Source organism: Amycolatopsis sp. NPDC058278 (assembly GCF_042881395.1).
GTDB lineage: Bacteria > Actinomycetota > Actinomycetes > Mycobacteriales > Pseudonocardiaceae > Amycolatopsis.
The window spans coordinates 12,887-27,045 of the sequence record NZ_JBHVXZ010000132.1 but is presented as its reverse complement, the minus strand read 5'-3'; the positions used below and the strand labels follow the sequence as shown (position 1 = coordinate 27,045).

Below are 14,159 nucleotides of genomic sequence, written 5' to 3'. Positions count from 1 at the left end.
GCGACCGCCAGTTCCACTTCGTTGTGCCGGGTGGCGTGGGCCTTCGCCAGATCGGCGAGCTTGACGTTGAGGTCCTGCGACGCGCGGCGCAGGACGTCGAAGGCCTCGTCGGCGGTGATGCCGCGGCGCTGCATCAGGATGCCCTTCGCCTGCCCGATGACGTCGCGGCTGTCCACCGCCTGGCGCAGGTGCGCCGCTTCCAGCTCGGCCGAGGCCACGGCCTGGGTGTGGGCCAGTGCGAGTGACGCGTGCGTCGCCAGCAGCAGGGCGACGTCGATCGCCTGCGCGTCGAACGCGCCCGGGGTGCGCGAGTAGATGTTGAGCGCGCCGGACAGCCGGGGCGGGCGGACGTCCGGGAGCAGGGCGGTGGCCAGCACCGAGTGGAAGCCGTGGCGGGCGGCGGCCGGGCCGAACGCCGGCCAGCGCGGATCCCGGCCCAGGTCCTGAGACCAGCCGACGGCCGGCCCGTCCGGCCGGGCCGACTCGACGCAGGGACCTTCGCCGTGGTCGTACTGCACCTGGTCGAGCCGTTCGGCGATCGGATCCGTCCCGACCGGGGTGTGGAAGGTGCCGTCGGCGTCGCGCAGGGTGACGCTGACCAGGTGGGCGTCCGGGATGAGCGCGGTCGCGGCTCCGACGACGAGCTTGAGCACCCCGCCGACCGTCGGCGTCACGTCGAGCAGGGTCCGCGTGAGGTCGGCGAACTGCCGGGCCAGCAGCCCCGGCTCCGGGTCACCGTCCCGCCCGAACCAGGCCCGTTCCCGGGCCCACTCCTCTTCGCCGACGCTCATGGGTCCTCACTGTCTTCCGGATCGGGTGCAGGCCTTCATTCAACCCGATGCCGGGGCGCGCAGGGCGGCACGGGCCCGGTCGACGAACCCCGGTCCCGGCCACAGCTGGTCGGCTTGGGGCACCCGGTCCGCGAGGTCGGGGTGGGGCAGCGTGGGTGCGGCCTCGCGGGTCTCGAGGACCTCTCGGCCCAGTTCGGCCTGCCGGTCGGGGGAGCAGGTGCGCCCGATCTCGCGCACGGCCGCGGCGCCCTCCTCGCGGACGTGCCGCCGCACGGCGCGGATCAGCCCGCCCAGCAGGCGTTCGAACCGCGTCTCCTGCGGCCCGGCGCCTTCGAGCTGCCGCATCAGGCGGTCGGCTTCGGCGAGGTCGCCGTCGCCGTCGAGGTAGGGCTCTTCGGCGACGGAGTGCCGGACCAGCTCCGCGATCAGGTGATCGGCGAGGTCCTTGCGGTTCTCCGGGCTGCCCTGGCCGAGCTCGAGCTCGGTGCAGAGCCGGTCGAGTTCGCGGTGGTCGCCGGCGAGGACGGTCGTCAGGTCGGTTGCGGACTGGTTGCCGTTCATGCACTCTCCTGGTCCGGGCTGGGGTTCGCAGAGTGGGATACCCGCTGCTCCGGCGCCGAATCCCGTGTCGGCCGCGCGCCGGCCGGGTATTCAAAGGGCAACCGGCCCTCAGGGAGGACGAACCATGGCAGCGCCGTCGCAGGTGACCGAGCGCGAACGCAAGTACGAGATCGTCGCCGGCAGCGGGGTGCCCCGCCTGGTCGGGGTCGGCGGTGTCGAAACCCAGGACGACCCCGTGGAGCACGTCCTGGACGCGTCCTACTACGACACCGCCACGTTCCGGCTGGCCCGCAGCGGCATCACGCTGCGGCGGCGCGTCGGCGGCCCGGACGCCGGCTGGCACCTCAAGCTGCCGGTGTCGGCCGACGAGCGGCAGGAACTGCAGCTGCCGCCGGGCGGCGACCCGCACAAGGTGCCCGGCCGGCTGCGGCGCCTGGTGCGGGCGTACACGCTGGGGGAGAAGCTGGTGCCGATCGCGCACCTGCGCACCGACCGCTTCGCCCACCGCCTCGCCGGCGCGGGCGGCCGCACCGTCGCGACCCTCACCGACGACCACGTGACCGGGGAAGCCGGCGGGGCGACCGCGCGGCTCGACGAGTGGCGCGAACTGGAACTCGAACTGGACCCGGCGACCGAACCGGCGCTGCTCGGGGAGTTCGACCGCGCGCTGACCGAGGCCGGTGCCTCGGTGGCGCCGTGGCCGTCGAAACTGCGCCGCCTCGTCGGTGACCGCGTCCCGGCGCCGCCCCGGCTCGGCAAGAAGCCGTCCGCCGGCGACGTCGTGCTGGCGGCTTTGCACGAGCACTACGGCCGGTTGCGCCGGGCGGACGTCGGGGTGCGGCTGGACGCCGGCGATTCGGTGCACCAGATGCGCGTCGCGATCCGGAAGCTGCGAAGCACGTTTCGCACCTTCGGGTCTCTCGTCGACAAGAAGGAGACGGCGTCCCTCGTGGCCGAGCTGCAGTGGCTCGGCCGCCAGTTGTCGCCGGCCAGGGACACCGAAGTGACCGAGGAGCGGCTGCGCGAACAGCTCGACGCAGTGCCGTCAGAGCTCGTCTTCGGGCCGCTGCGCCAGTTCCTCACCCGCCACTTCGCCCGTGAGGCCGAGGAGGGGCGGGCTCGCGCGCTGGCGGCGCTGACCGGCAAGCGCTACCTGCAGCTGCTGCGCAGGCTGGACACCCTGCTGGAAGAACCGCCGTTGACCGCGAAGGCGCGCAAGCCCGCGAAGGCCGGGCTGCGCAAGCCGCTGCGCAAGGCCGCCGAGAAGCTGAGCCGCGCCGAAGCGGCGGCCCGTGGCCTGACGGGCGACGAGCAGGAGAAGGCCCTGCACGACGTCCGCAAGAAGGCCAAACGGGCCCGCTACGCGGCCGACACCGTGAAACCGGTGTACGGGAAGAAGCTGCGGAAGTGGCGCAAGAACGTCAAGGCCGTCCAGAGCACGCTGGGCGAGCACCAGGACACCGTGGTCGGCCGGGACGTCCTGCACCACCTCGCCATCGCCGGCCACGGCGAGGGGCAGAACACCTTCACCTTCGGGATGCTCCACGCCCGGGACGCCGGGCGGGCGGCGGAGCTGCGCGAGACGTTCACGCGGGAGTGGCGGCGGCTGCGGAAGGGCGGGCGTCCCGGCTGGCTGGGCTGAGCCGCCAGGAGGCGGCCGCTCCGGCCGCCTCCTAGCCTTCGCCGGTGAGCTTCCCGCGCAGCTGTTCCAGGGTTTGCGACAGCAGCCGGGAGACGTGCATCTGGGAGATCCCGACGCGGTCGGCGATCTGGGTCTGCGTGAGCCCGCCGAAGAACCGCATCACCAGGATCGCGCGCTCGCGCTTCGGCAGTTCCTGCAGCAGCGGCTGGAGGGCCTCGTGGTTCTCGACCATGGCCATCTCGTGGTCCGGTTCCCCCATGGTGTCCGCCAGCGACAACGCCTCGGCGTCGTCGTGCACCGGCTTGTCGACCGAGAGCGCCTGGTAGGCGTTGCCCGCGAGCAGGCCTTCGCGGACTTCGTCGACGTCGAGGTTCAGGTGCTCCGCCAGCTCGGTCGGCGTCGGGGCGCGGCCCAGGCGCTGGGAGAGCACCGCCGAGCCCTGGCTCAGCGAAAGGTGCAGCTCCTTGAGCCGCCGGGGGACCCGGACGGACCAGCCGGTGTCGCGGAAGTGCCGGCGGACCTCGCCCATGATGGTCGGCACCGCGAAGGACAGGAAGTCGTGACCCCGGGCGGGGTCGAACCGGTCGACGGCGTTGATCAGGCCGATCCGGGCCACCTGGACCAGGTCTTCCCGGGGCTCGCCGCGGCCGGAGAACCGGGTCGCGATGTGCTCGGCCAGCGGGAGCAGCTCGGTGACCAGCTGGCTCCGGACGACGTCCCGGCGCGGATCGTCGGCGTCGAGGTCGCCCAGTTCCTTGAACAGCGGCTCGCAGTGGGCATATTCGTCCGGGCGGTGGAGGAGGGTTTTCCGCTCGCTGCTCACGCGCTCGTTCCCGGGTTGAGCACCAGCTCGATGGTGACGATGCCCGCACCCCCGCCGGGAAGCGCGTCGCAGTAGGCGGTCACCGACCGGCTCAGGGTCGTCAGGACGTGCCACCCGAACGTGCGGTCGCTCGGCGGCCGCGGGTCACTCGATCGGGTCGAAACGATGACGTGCAAGCCGTCGGGGGCCAGGCGGAAGCGGCACTGCAGCTGCGAGCCCAGTTCGGCCAGCTGGACGAGCTGCGCGCACGCCTCGTCGACGGCCATCTTGGCGTCGGCGATGGCGTCGAGCCCGAAGTCCGCGCGCGAGACCACGCCGTGGGTGAGCATCCGGACCAGCGGGATCTGCTCCGCCATGGCGGGGAGCCGCAGCTCGACGAGTTCGTCGAGCAGCTCGTCGACGGTCGGCTTGCCACCGAACGAGCTGTCGCTTCGAGTGTCTTCCATATGTGAGGTACTACCCATCCGGTGTAATGCTGACACTTGGTGATCAGGGATTTCGGGTTTCGTCACCGGCCCAGCGCCCGTTCGAGTTCCTTCTTGGTCATCTTCGAGCGGCCGTCGATGTTCTTCTTCTTCGCTTCGTTGTACAGCTGGTCCTTCGTCGGGCCGCCCGGGCCCTTGCGGTTGCCGGACCGCTCGCCGCCGCGCTGCTGCGGCGACTTGTCCTTCACCGACGTCTTGCTGGCCTCCCGGGATTCACCCGACTGGGCGCGGTTCTTGTTCACCGTGCGGGCCGCGATCTCCTTGGCCCGTTTCGTGCTCGCACCGCGGTCCTCGGCCGAGTCCTTGATGTGCTCGTACTGGCGTTCGCGCTTGCCGCTCCACGACTGAGGCATGTCCGCTCCCTTCGTCCCGCGGGCGAGTACCCGCTTGATCACGGGGTAAACGTCCCGGTCGGGTGGTTACCCACCGCGGACCACGGGTACGCGGAGAGCTGTGACAACCGGGGCTCCGCCCCGGGCCGGGGGCTCCGCCACCCGGAACCCCCGAAGAGCAGCCGATGCGAGAGGAGGGCCGATGCGGATCGGCTACACCCTGATGACCGAGCAGGCAGGCCCGAACGATCTGGTCCGGTTCGCCGCCGAGGCGGAACGGGCCGGCTTCGACTTCGAGGTCATGAGCGACCACTACTCGCCCTGGCTGGACGAACAGGGCCACGCGCCCTACGCCTGGGCCGTGCTGGGCGCGGTCACCCAGGTGACCGAACGCGCCGAGCTGATGACCTACGTGACCTGCCCGACCATGCGCTACCACCCGGCGGTGGTCGCGCAGAAGGCGGCGACCGTGCAGGCGCTCTCCGGCGGCCGGTTCACCCTCGGGCTCGGCGCGGGGGAGAACCTCAACGAGCACGTCATCGGCCGCGGCTGGCCACCGGCCAACGTCCGGCACGAGATGCTCGCCGAGGCCGTGCAGATCATCGGCGGCCTGTTCGACGGCGGCTACTTCGACTACGAGGGCAAGCACTTCCGGGTCGACTCGGCGAAGCTGTGGGACCTGCCGGAGAGGCGGGTGCCGATCGGCGTCGCCGTGTCCGGTTCGCAGTCGGTCCGGCGGTTCGCCCCGGTCGCGGACGCGATGATCGCCGTCGAGCCGAAGGTGGAGCTGTCCCAGGAGTGGGACGCGACGAAGCTGGGCGGCGCGCCGAGCCGCAAGATCGGGCAGCTGCCCGTGTCGTGGGGCACCGACCGCGACGCCGCCGTGAAGCGCGCGCACGAGCAGTTCCGCTGGTTCGCCGGCGGCTGGAAGGTCAACGCCGAGCTGCCGGGACCGGCCGGGTTCGCCGGGGCGACGCAGTTCGTCCGCGAGGACGACGTCGCCGGCTCGATCCCGTGTGGCCCGGACGTGGAGCCGATCGCCGAGGCGGTGCGGGAGTTCGAGAAGGCGGGCTTCACCGACGTGGCGCTGGTCCAGATCGGCGGTGACCAGCAGGAGGGCTTCCTCGACTTCGCCGAGAAGGAGCTGCTCCCGGCCTTGCGTGGATGAGCACTGCGTGAATAGGCACTGCGTGAACAGGCACTGCGTGAACAGGTGCCGCACGGGGAGGGCACGACGCCGGCTCAGGCCGGCGCGGGGGCGGGCCGTCGATCGGCCACGGCGAGGCGCCGGTCCGCCCCGGTCACCCGCAGGGCCCGCCGCACCACCGCATTGGCCCCGGTGACCACGAGCAGCTCGGTGCCGCCCTGCCCGGCCTGCAGCGCCGCGTGCAGCAGCACCCGGATCCCGGCCACGCCGAGGAAGTCCACTTCGGACAGATCGACGACCAGCCGTCCCGGCGTCGCCCACAGGCGGTCGGAGAGGAGCGTGGCGAGGTCGGCCGCCGTCGCGCTGTCGAGGTCGCCGCGGGCGGTCACCAGGACCGCGTGGGGGGCCGGCCACGCCGTGCGCAGCCGGAGGTTGGGGTGCCGGGCTCGGGGAAGGTTCATGCTGGTTCGCCGCCGTCCTGGTGCGGCGCGGCCGCAGCGCCGCGCCCTGGGGGTTCGAGCGGCTGCTGGTTGAACCGTACGGCCGAGCCTAACCCTGCGCCCACGGCTCGCAACCGTCGTTGCTCCGAACGGGTGTGCGCCGCGCCGCGGCGGTGACCGCTCGTGCCCGGCTCCGGCTGGATGCAGTAATCTCGCGCTGGACCCGTTAAAGCGCTAGCGGCCCACTGGTGGCGCGCGCCCGGGTCCCCCCTGGTTGAGAGCGCCCTGTCGGAAGAAGGAGGGGCGTTCCCAGGATGACGGGCGGCCATGAGCAGCTGACCGCGCGGCTGGACGAAGTCACGCTCGCGATGGAGTCGCTGACCGCGATGCTGGACAGCGAACTCGACCTCGGGCAGATGCTGCAGGCGGTGTGCGACCATGTCGTGCAGGTGGTGCCGGGGGCCGACATGGCGAGCATCACCCTGGTGCGCGAAGGCGTGCCGGAGACGGTGGCCAGCACCGACCAGCGAGCGGTGAACTTCGACCGCGAGCAGTACCGCATCGGGGACGGACCGTGCCTGCGCGCCGCCGAGACGGGCCAGCCAGTCCGCGTCGGCGTCGGCGCGGTCGGGGATCTGTGGCCGCAGTTCGTCACGTCGGCCGCGCAGCTGGGGGTGGCCAGTTTCCTCGCCGCGCCGCTGACGGTGGACGAGGACATGTCCGGTGCGGTGAACCTCTTCGGGTTCGGCGAGCACGGCTTCAGCGAGCTGGGCACCAAGATCCTCGAGCTGTACACGGCGACGGTGGTCATCGGCCTGCGCAGCGCGCGACGGTACTTCGCGGCCCGCGAACTGGTCGACCAGCTCAACCGCGCGCTGGAGACCCGCGCGGTGATCGACCAGGCCAAGGGCATCCTGATGGCGGCGCACCGGATCACCGCGGAGGAAGCCTTCCAGCGCCTGGTGAAACGTTCGCAGGACGGCAACCGGAAGCTTCACGAGGTGGCGGCGGAGTTCGTGGCGGCGGTGGCGACGACGACGCCGTGACCCGGCCGCGTCCAGGCCGCCCGCGACCTGGCTAGCCGGCCGGGACCTCGTCCGGGGGTGCCTCGGACTCGACCGGTGCCGGTTCCGGGCGGTGCTTGTTGCGCTGGCACGTCGTGCAGACCAGGGTGCGGCCCAGCACCGTGCCGTCGTCGGCGACGACCTGGGCCACGTGCATCGTCGGGAAGCCGCAGACCTCGCAGGGCAGTGAGCCGTCTTCGCGGCTGATGCGGAGCTGGGTGCCCATCCGGCCTCCTGCTGTGACGTGGGTCTCACCACCTTGCCGTGTTCACGGCCGGACTAGGCCGAATTCACTCGTTCGGCCTAGTCCGGCCGGTCCGCCGTGGCTCCCTCCGTGCCGGCTGTGTCGCGCGCGGTGATCCTGGGTAACCCGCCCGCGAACGGATTGCCGGAGGGGAGCGAACATGCGAGACAAGCGGAACGACCTGCGGCCGGTGGCGGACCTCCTCGTCGAGGGCGGGGACCCGGCGGAGCTGGCGCGCACGCGGCACAAGGCGGCGCTGGCCGTGGCGGCGCGGGCCAAGGACCCCGAGGACTGCGCGCGGCTGCTGGACATGCTGGGGCTGCACCGGACCGGCCGGCGCAGCACCGACGTCGCCTGAGGGCGGGGAGGACGACATGGCCCGACCGGTGTGGAGCGGCGCGCTGAGCCTGGGGCTGGTCACCGTGCCGGTGGAGCTGTACCCGGCGGTGGCGGACCACACGATCCACTTCCACCAGTTCGAGCGCGGCACGTCGGACCGGATCCGCAACCGCCGCGTCAACGAACGGACCGGCGACGAGGTCACCCAGGACGAGATCGTCAAGGGTTACGACCTCGGCGGCGGCGACCACGTCCTGGTCGAACCGGACGAACTGGACGAGATCGCGCCCGAGCGGTCACGCCGGATCGACATCGAGCAGTTCGTCGAGCTCGACGAGATCGACCCGTGGTTCTTCGACAAGACCTACTGGCTCAAGCCGGCGAAGGAGGACTTCGCCAAGGCGTACGGCCTGCTGCTGCAGGCGATGGACCGCAGCGAGAAGGCCGGCGTCGCGAAGTTCGTGCTGCGCGGCAAGGAGTACCTCGCCGCCGTTCGCGCCGGCGAGGACGTCATGGTGCTCAACACGCTGCACTTCGTCGCGGACCTGCGCAAGCCCAAGGACGTCATGGGCAAGCTGCCGGAGCTGCCGAAGCCGCGGCCCAAGGAGCTCGACATGGCACTCGCGCTGGTCGACGAGATGACCGCACCGTGGAAACCCGAGGACTACCGCGACGAGTACTCGAAGCGCGTGGAAGAGCTGATCAAGGCCAAGGAGGCCGGCAAGGAGATCGCCCACGAAGAGGAGCCGGAGCCCTCGGCCGACGTGGTGGACCTGTTCGAGGCGCTCTCGCGCAGCGTGAAGAACCGCAAGAGCGGCGGCAAGCAGCCGAAGAAGAAGGCCGCGAAGAAGCCCGGGCCGTCCGAGTCGTCCGGGTTGTCCGAGCTGTCGAAGGCGGATCTCGAGAAGCTGGCCCGCGAGCAGGGTGTGAAGGGCCGGTCGAAGATGACGCGCGCCGAACTCGAGAAGGCCCTGAAGGCGTCGTGACCGGCCCCGGCTGGCGCGAGCCGACCCTGGCCACGCTCACCGACCGGCGGTTCTCCGACGAGGGCTGGATCTTCGAGCGCAAGCTGGACGGCGTCCGCGCGATCTGCGTGCGCGACGCCGGCCGGCCGACCCTGTACTCGCGCAACCACAAGGTGATGGACAACGCCTACCCGGAGCTCGTCGAGGCCCTCGCCTCCCAGGGCGGCCCGCGGTTCGTCGTGGACGGCGAAATCGTGGCGTTCGACGGCGCCGACACCAGCTTCGCCGCGTTGCAGCCCCGGATCCACGTCAGCGACCCGGATCGGGCCCGCGCCACCGGCGTGCGTGTCTACTACTACCTGTTCGACCTGCTGTACCTCGACGACCAGGACACGACCGGGCTGCCGCTGCGGCAGCGGAAGGCGCTGCTGCGGGACGCGTTCGGCTTCGCCGGCCCGCTCCGGCTGTCGTCGCACCGCAACACCGAGGGCGAGAAGTTCTTCGAGGAAGCGTGCCGGCGCGGCTGGGAGGGCGTCATCGCCAAGCGGGCGGACGCGCCCTACCACCACGGGCGGTCACCCGACTGGCTGAAGTTCAAGTGCGCGCAGGGCCAGGAGTTCGTCATCGGCGGCTTCACCGATCCTCAGGGTGCCCGCCACGGCTTCGGCGCGCTCCTGCTCGGCTACCACGAAGACGGCGCTCTCGAGTACGCCGGCAAGGTCGGCACCGGCTTCGACGAGCAGCTGCTGACGTCGCTGCACGCGCGGCTGCGGGAACGGGAGACGGCCCGGTCGCCGTTCGCCGGGCCGGTGAAGGAACCCGGCGCGCACTGGGTGCGCCCGGAGCTGGTGGCGCAGATCGGCTTCTCCGAGTGGACGCGGGACGGGCGGCTGCGGCACCCGCGGTTCACCGGGCTGCGCGAGGACAAGAAGGCCGCGGACGTCATACGGGAGCGCGCGTGAAGACTTCCCACCCGGACAAGGTGTTCTACCCCGACGACGGCCTGACCAAGGGCGATGTCGTCGAGTACTACCGCGCGGTGGCGGACGTCATGCTGCCGCACCTGCGCGGCCGCCCGCTGACGCTGCGGCGCTTCCCCGACGGCATCGGCAAACCGGGCTGGTTCCAGAAGCACCCGGGGGAGCACTTCCCGGACTCGATCCGGGTCGAGCGCGTTCCCCGGCGCGGCGGCGGCACCGACGAATACGTCGTGTGCGAGGACGCCGCGACGCTGGAATACCTGGCGAACCAGGGGACGGTGGAGTTCCACGTCTGGCTGTCCACAGTGGCCGCTCCGGAGCGGCCCGACCGGCTGGTGCTCGACCTCGACCCGCCGGACGGCACCCCGGTCGCCGAACTGCGCGCGGTCGCCCGGCGCATCCGCGCCCACTACGAGCGGGTGGGGTTGACCGCGTTCGTCCAGGCGACCGGCGGCCGCGGGTTCCACGTCCTCGCGCCGTTGGACGCGAAGTCGGACACGGAGGTGGTGCTGGAGCTGTCCCGCGCCCTCGCCGACCGGGTCGCCGAGGACGACCCGGATCGGCTGACCACGGCCCAGCGCAAGGACAAGCGCGGCGACCGGATCTTCCTGGACGCCAACCGCAACGGGTACGCCCAGACGTTCGTGGCCCCGTACTCGCTGCGGGCCCGTCCGGGTGCGGCGGCCGCGACCCCGCTGGACTGGCGGGAACTCGGGAAGGCGGACCCGGCCGGCTGGCCGCCGCGCAAGGAGAAGCAGCGGCTGGCCCGCAAGGAGGACCCCTGGCGGGACCTCGACGCGCACGCCGGCTCGGCCGAAGCGGCGCTGAAGCAGCTGAACTGAGGCCTGAACCGGCGTTCTTCAGCCGAGCAGCTTGGCCGCGGCCCGCAGATCGGCGACGAAGCCCGCGTAGGCCTCGTCCCGGTCCGGCGCCCGCAGCACGGCCGACGGGTGGACCGTCGCCATCGCCGACGGCACCAGCTCGGCCAGCTCCTCCGGCGGCTCGAGAGGCTCGCCCCGGTGCGCGGTCAGCCGGAACTTCGGGCCCAGCAACGACTGCGCGGCCGTCGCGCCCAGCAGCAGCACCAGCTCCGGGCGCACGGCACGCAGTTCCGCCAGCAGCCACGGGCGGCACGCGACCACCTCGGTGCGGCCCGGTTTCTGGTGGATCCGGCGCTTCCCGCGTTCGTCCCGCTTGAACTTGAAGTGCTTGACCGCGTTGGTGACGTACAACGACCGCCGGTCGAAGCCGGCTTCTTCGAAGGCGCGGTCCAGCAGCTTCCCGGCGGGCCCCACGAACGGCTCGCCCGCGAGGTCCTCCTTGTCGCCCGGCTGCTCGCCGACGACGAGGACCTTCGCCCCGGCCGAGCCTTCGCCGAAGACGGTCTGCGTGGCGTCCTGGTGGAGGTGGCACCCCTGGCAGCCGGACGCCGCCGACCGCAACCGGTCGAGGTCGGTGGTGTCCGGCGGCTCGGCGCCGCGGGAATCCGGCATGCGCCCGGAAATTCCCCGTCCGGGGCACGGGTAAACGTGCCCGGCCCGGGTAGCCGGACCACACAACCCAGGAAAGGAGTTCACGATGACCACCGCACGCGACATCATGACGTCGGACGCGACCTGCGCCCGGGAGTCCGACACCGTGCACGACGCCGCGGTCACGATGGCGCAGAAGGGGGTCGGCGCCCTGCCGATCTGCGGCGAGGACAACCGGCTGAAGGGCATGCTCACCGACCGCGACATCGTGGTGAAGGTGCTGGCCGAGGGCAAGGACCCGCGCGCGGTCCACGTCGGCGAGCTCGCCCAGGGCGAGGTCGTCACGATCGGCGCGGACGACGACGCCCAGGAGATCCTGCGCACGATGTCCGAGCACCGCGTCCGCCGGCTGCCGGTGATCGACGGGCACGACCTGGTCGGCATCGTCGCCCAGGCCGACGTGGCCCGGGCGCTGTCGAACCCGTCCGCCGGTGAGCTGGTCGAGGCCCTCTCGTACGACTGAGTGACGCCTCGACGCAGTACGGCCGCCCCCGGCGCGAGTTCCGGGGGCGGCCGTACTGCGTCATTGGCGGCGGGCTGTGTCATTTGCAGCGGGCTGCGTCGTGGGTGGCGGGGTTGCGTCGTCATGGCAGCGGAGCTGCGTCGTACTGTGTAATGGCAGCGGGATCAGCGTCGTCGAAGGTAGCGGGGATCAGCGCGAGCCGGGGGCCGGCGCGGCACCGTCCTCAGTGGACTCGCGGATCGACTCGGCGCGGGCGATGTGCCAGGCGACCAGCGCGCCCGCGCTCACGGTGCCCCAGAGCACGAGCGCGGCGTCGCGGGCGAACAGCCCGACGAGCAGCATCGCCACCGCCGTGACGTCGCAGAGCACCAGCAGCAGGCTCCAGCGCCGGGGCGAGCGGAGCTTGCGGCCGCTGAAGGCGGCGGCGAACGCGGGATCACTCGCGCGCAGTTCGGCCTCGATTTCGCGGAGGGCGTGGCGTTCTCGATCCGGGAGCATGGGGGCCTCCTCGCCTCGGCTACCGCTGGGGATACCCGTTTTTTCCGCGGGCGAAGCACCGGAATCAGTGGTTGTGGCGGGGGATTCCCTTCGTTGCGGCGATGCGCTGGTACGCCACGGCGGGGCGCAGCACCATGCCGTCGCACAGCTGGTCGGTCATCGACCGCTGGATCTCCTGCCACGGCGTCTGCGACTCCGGCACCGGGTAGCCGCCCGCCTCGGCCAGTTCCCGGTGGCGCCGCGCGAGTTCCTCGTCGGGGATCAGGACGTCCGCGGTGCCGGCGCCCAGATCGATCCGGACCCGGTCCCCGGTCCGCAGCACGGCGAGGCCGCCGCCCGCCGCGGCTTCGGGGGAGGCGTTGAGGATCGACGGCGAGCCGGAGGTGCCCGACTGGCGGCCGTCGCCGAGGCACGGCAGCTCGTGCACGCCCCGCTTGATCAGCTCCGCGGGCGGGCGCATGTTGACCACCTCCGCCGAGCCCGGGTAGCCGAGCGGGCCGGTGCCGCGCATCACCAGCAGCGAGTGCTCGTCGACGCCGAGGTCCGGTTCGTCGATGCGGGCGTGGTAGTCCTCGGGGCCGTCGAAGACGACCGCGGTGCCCTCGTAGACGCCGCCGGCCAGGTACCGGCGCCGGAACTCCGGCGAGATCACGCTGGACTTCATGATCGCCGCGTCGAAGAGGTTGCCCTTCAGCACCAGGAACCCGGCATCGGGGGTGAGGGCGGTGTCGAAGGTGCGGATGACGTCCCGGTCGCCGGCTTCGGCGTCGCGGCAGTTGTCGCCGAGGGTGCGGCCGTTGACGGTGGGCGCGTCCTCGTGGATCAGCCCGTGGCGCATCAGCTCGTGCACCACGGCCGGCACCCCGCCCGCGCGGTGGAACTCCTCGCCGAGGTACTTGCCCGCGGGCTGCAGGTCGACCAGCAGCGGGACGGCGTGGCCGAGCCGCTGCCAGTCGTCGAGGGGCAGGTCGACGCCGATGTGCCGGGCGATCGCGCCGAGGTGGATGGGCGCGTTGGTCGAGCCGCCGATCGCGGAGCTCACCACGATGGCGTTCTCGAACGCCTCGCGCGTCAGGATGTCCGACGGCTTGAGGTCCTCGCGGACCATCTCGACGATCCGCAGCCCGGTCCGGTAGGCGATCCGCGCCCGGTCGCGGTGCGGGGCCGGGATGGCCGCGCAGCCGGGCAGGCTCATCCCGAGGGTCTCGGCGAGCGCGTTCATCGTGGACGCCGTGCCCATCGTGTTGCAGTGCCCCGGCGACGGCGCGGACGACGCGACGAGCTCCATGAACCCGGCGTCGTCGATCTCGCCGGCGGCGAGCAGCTCCCGCGCCTTCCAGATGATCGTGCCGGACCCGGTCCGCTCGCCCTTGAACCAGCCGTTGAGCATCGGGCCGCCGGAGAGCACGATCGCGGGGATGTCGACGGTCGCGGCGGCCATCAGGCACGCCGGGGTGGTCTTGTCGCAGCCGGTGGTGAGCACGACGCCGTCGATGGGGTAGCCGTAGAGCGTCTCGACCAGGCCGAGGTAGGCGAGGTTCCGGTCGAGGGCGGCGGTGGGGCGCTTGCCGGTCTCCTGGATCGGGTGCACCGGGAACTCGATCGCGATCCCGCCGGCCTCGCGGATGCCCTCCCGCGTCCGGTCGGCCAGCTGCAGGTGGTGGCGGTTGCAGGGGGTGAGGTCGGAGCCGGTCTGCGCGATGCCGATGACCGGCTTGCCGGACTGCAGCTCCTCCCGGGTGATGCCCCAGTTCATGTACCGCTCGAGGTAGAGCGCGGTCATCCCGGGGTCGGCGGGGTTGTCGAACCAAGCTTCGCTGCGCAGTCCCATACCGGTCAGTCTGGCAACGCGC

General features: G+C 72.0%; 18 protein-coding genes. 8 read left to right on the top strand and 10 right to left on the bottom strand.

All coding sequences use genetic code 11. The annotated features are described in order from the left end of the window. Both ACFVYA_RS41710 and ACFVYA_RS41705 read right to left on the bottom strand, forming a co-directional pair. Positions 1 to 791 (bottom strand): ANTAR domain-containing protein (locus tag ACFVYA_RS41710; RefSeq protein ID WP_387053057.1); only part of this gene is annotated, 791 nt, incomplete at its 3' end. A 39-nt stretch (positions 792 to 830) separates the two neighbouring features. Continuing rightward, positions 831 to 1,352, bottom strand: a complete 522-nt coding sequence (locus ACFVYA_RS41705) for a hemerythrin domain-containing protein (protein WP_387053055.1) — start codon at positions 1,350 to 1,352, stop codon at positions 831 to 833. Between the two features lie 124 nt (positions 1,353 to 1,476). Between ACFVYA_RS41705 and ACFVYA_RS41700 the strand changes: the two genes are divergently transcribed. Beyond that, entirely contained in the window at positions 1,477 to 2,994 is a 1,518-nt protein-coding gene (locus ACFVYA_RS41700) for a CHAD domain-containing protein (RefSeq protein WP_387053053.1), read from the top strand. A gap of 31 nt (positions 2,995 to 3,025) precedes the next feature. Here ACFVYA_RS41700 and ACFVYA_RS41695 read toward each other — a convergent pair whose 3' ends face one another. From ACFVYA_RS41695 to ACFVYA_RS41685, 3 genes are all read right to left on the bottom strand, one after another. Then, a complete protein-coding gene (locus tag ACFVYA_RS41695; protein ID WP_285992369.1) occupies positions 3,026 to 3,817 on the bottom strand; it encodes a SigB/SigF/SigG family RNA polymerase sigma factor in 792 nt (263 codons plus the stop codon). Next, positions 3,814 to 4,263 carry an ATP-binding protein gene (locus tag ACFVYA_RS41690; protein ID WP_285992368.1) on the bottom strand — a complete coding sequence of 150 codons (450 nt, stop codon included), beginning with the start codon at positions 4,261 to 4,263 and terminating at the stop codon, positions 3,814 to 3,816. The genes ACFVYA_RS41695 and ACFVYA_RS41690 overlap by 4 nt, the downstream gene beginning before the upstream one ends. A gap of 62 nt (positions 4,264 to 4,325) precedes the next feature. Next, complete coding sequence (locus ACFVYA_RS41685; RefSeq protein WP_285992367.1) at positions 4,326 to 4,655, bottom strand: plasmid stabilization protein; 330 nt, start codon at positions 4,653 to 4,655, stop codon at positions 4,326 to 4,328. A gap of 181 nt (positions 4,656 to 4,836) precedes the next feature. Here ACFVYA_RS41685 and ACFVYA_RS41680 point away from each other — a divergent pair, with 181 nt between their 5' ends. Continuing rightward, the gene (locus ACFVYA_RS41680) at positions 4,837 to 5,802 is read left to right on the top strand and encodes an LLM class F420-dependent oxidoreductase (protein ID WP_285992366.1); all 966 of its coding nucleotides are present in this window, start codon (positions 4,837 to 4,839) and stop codon (positions 5,800 to 5,802) included. Between the two features lie 74 nt (positions 5,803 to 5,876). Here ACFVYA_RS41680 and ACFVYA_RS41675 read toward each other — a convergent pair whose 3' ends face one another. Continuing rightward, a complete protein-coding gene (locus tag ACFVYA_RS41675; protein ID WP_387053050.1) occupies positions 5,877 to 6,242 on the bottom strand; it encodes an STAS domain-containing protein in 366 nt (121 codons plus the stop codon). Positions 6,243 to 6,535: 293 nt separating this feature from the next. Here ACFVYA_RS41675 and ACFVYA_RS41670 point away from each other — a divergent pair, with 293 nt between their 5' ends. After that, complete coding sequence (locus tag ACFVYA_RS41670; RefSeq protein ID WP_285992364.1) at positions 6,536 to 7,267, top strand: ANTAR domain-containing response regulator; 732 nt, start codon at positions 6,536 to 6,538, stop codon at positions 7,265 to 7,267. Between the two features lie 31 nt (positions 7,268 to 7,298). On the opposite strand, the gene ACFVYA_RS41665 is transcribed toward ACFVYA_RS41670, so the two are convergent. Beyond that, the gene (locus ACFVYA_RS41665; RefSeq protein WP_285992363.1) at positions 7,299 to 7,511 is read right to left on the bottom strand and encodes a hypothetical protein; all 213 of its coding nucleotides are present in this window, start codon (positions 7,509 to 7,511) and stop codon (positions 7,299 to 7,301) included. A gap of 178 nt (positions 7,512 to 7,689) precedes the next feature. Between ACFVYA_RS41665 and ACFVYA_RS41660 the strand changes: the two genes are divergently transcribed. The 4 genes from ACFVYA_RS41660 to ligD (ACFVYA_RS41645) are packed head-to-tail and all read left to right on the top strand — an operon-like array spanning position 7,690 to position 10,655. Continuing rightward, a complete protein-coding gene (locus ACFVYA_RS41660) occupies positions 7,690 to 7,887 on the top strand; it encodes a hypothetical protein (protein ID WP_285992362.1) in 198 nt (65 codons plus the stop codon). Positions 7,888 to 7,903: 16 nt separating this feature from the next. Continuing rightward, positions 7,904 to 8,854: a Ku protein gene (locus tag ACFVYA_RS41655; protein ID WP_387053048.1), complete on the top strand. Its 951-nt coding sequence runs from the start codon at positions 7,904 to 7,906 to the stop codon at positions 8,852 to 8,854. After that, the gene (ligD, locus tag ACFVYA_RS41650) at positions 8,851 to 9,795 is read left to right on the top strand and encodes a non-homologous end-joining DNA ligase (RefSeq protein ID WP_387053046.1); all 945 of its coding nucleotides are present in this window, start codon (positions 8,851 to 8,853) and stop codon (positions 9,793 to 9,795) included. Before ACFVYA_RS41655 ends, ligD (ACFVYA_RS41650) begins: the two co-directional genes overlap by 4 nt. Next, positions 9,792 to 10,655, top strand: coding sequence for a non-homologous end-joining DNA ligase (ligD, locus tag ACFVYA_RS41645; RefSeq protein ID WP_387053044.1), 864 nt, complete (start codon positions 9,792 to 9,794; stop codon positions 10,653 to 10,655). Before ligD (ACFVYA_RS41650) ends, ligD (ACFVYA_RS41645) begins: the two co-directional genes overlap by 4 nt. Positions 10,656 to 10,673: 18 nt before the next feature. Here the strand turns inward: ligD (ACFVYA_RS41645) and ACFVYA_RS41640 are convergent, their stop codons facing one another. Further along, positions 10,674 to 11,306 carry a UdgX family uracil-DNA binding protein gene (locus ACFVYA_RS41640; protein WP_387053042.1) on the bottom strand — a complete coding sequence of 211 codons (633 nt, stop codon included), beginning with the start codon at positions 11,304 to 11,306 and terminating at the stop codon, positions 10,674 to 10,676. Positions 11,307 to 11,391: 85 nt separating this feature from the next. On the opposite strand from ACFVYA_RS41640, the gene ACFVYA_RS41635 reads away from it, so the two are divergent. Beyond that, a complete protein-coding gene (locus ACFVYA_RS41635) occupies positions 11,392 to 11,808 on the top strand; it encodes a CBS domain-containing protein (protein WP_285992357.1) in 417 nt (138 codons plus the stop codon). Between the two features lie 189 nt (positions 11,809 to 11,997). On the opposite strand, the gene ACFVYA_RS41630 is transcribed toward ACFVYA_RS41635, so the two are convergent. Beyond that, on the bottom strand, positions 11,998 to 12,306 hold the full coding sequence (locus ACFVYA_RS41630; protein WP_387053040.1) for a DUF3040 domain-containing protein: 309 nt from the start codon (positions 12,304 to 12,306) through the stop codon (positions 11,998 to 12,000). A gap of 64 nt (positions 12,307 to 12,370) precedes the next feature. Further along, positions 12,371 to 14,137: an IlvD/Edd family dehydratase gene (locus ACFVYA_RS41625; RefSeq protein WP_387053038.1), complete on the bottom strand. Its 1,767-nt coding sequence runs from the start codon at positions 14,135 to 14,137 to the stop codon at positions 12,371 to 12,373. Between the last annotated feature and the right edge of the window lie 22 nt (positions 14,138 to 14,159).

Coding starts and splice junctions, on each gene's coding strand:
- ACFVYA_RS41630 (WP_387053040.1), bottom strand. CDS start 12,306: ATGCTCCCGGATCGAGAACGCCACGCCCTCCGCGAAATCGAGGCCGAA.
- ACFVYA_RS41690 (WP_285992368.1), bottom strand. CDS start 4,263: ATGGAAGACACTCGAAGCGACAGCTCGTTCGGTGGCAAGCCGACCGTC.
- ACFVYA_RS41705 (WP_387053055.1), bottom strand. CDS start 1,352: ATGAACGGCAACCAGTCCGCAACCGACCTGACGACCGTCCTCGCCGGC.
- ACFVYA_RS41670 (WP_285992364.1), top strand. CDS start 6,536: ATGACGGGCGGCCATGAGCAGCTGACCGCGCGGCTGGACGAAGTCACG.
- ACFVYA_RS41700 (WP_387053053.1), top strand. CDS start 1,477: ATGGCAGCGCCGTCGCAGGTGACCGAGCGCGAACGCAAGTACGAGATC.
- ACFVYA_RS41680 (WP_285992366.1), top strand. CDS start 4,837: ATGCGGATCGGCTACACCCTGATGACCGAGCAGGCAGGCCCGAACGAT.
- ACFVYA_RS41660 (WP_285992362.1), top strand. CDS start 7,690: ATGCGAGACAAGCGGAACGACCTGCGGCCGGTGGCGGACCTCCTCGTC.
- ACFVYA_RS41640 (WP_387053042.1), bottom strand. CDS start 11,306: ATGCCGGATTCCCGCGGCGCCGAGCCGCCGGACACCACCGACCTCGAC.
- ACFVYA_RS41635 (WP_285992357.1), top strand. CDS start 11,392: ATGACCACCGCACGCGACATCATGACGTCGGACGCGACCTGCGCCCGG.
- ACFVYA_RS41675 (WP_387053050.1), bottom strand. CDS start 6,242: ATGAACCTTCCCCGAGCCCGGCACCCCAACCTCCGGCTGCGCACGGCG.
- ACFVYA_RS41655 (WP_387053048.1), top strand. CDS start 7,904: ATGGCCCGACCGGTGTGGAGCGGCGCGCTGAGCCTGGGGCTGGTCACC.
- ACFVYA_RS41625 (WP_387053038.1), bottom strand. CDS start 14,137: ATGGGACTGCGCAGCGAAGCTTGGTTCGACAACCCCGCCGACCCCGGG.
- ACFVYA_RS41685 (WP_285992367.1), bottom strand. CDS start 4,655: ATGCCTCAGTCGTGGAGCGGCAAGCGCGAACGCCAGTACGAGCACATC.
- ACFVYA_RS41665 (WP_285992363.1), bottom strand. CDS start 7,511: ATGGGCACCCAGCTCCGCATCAGCCGCGAAGACGGCTCACTGCCCTGC.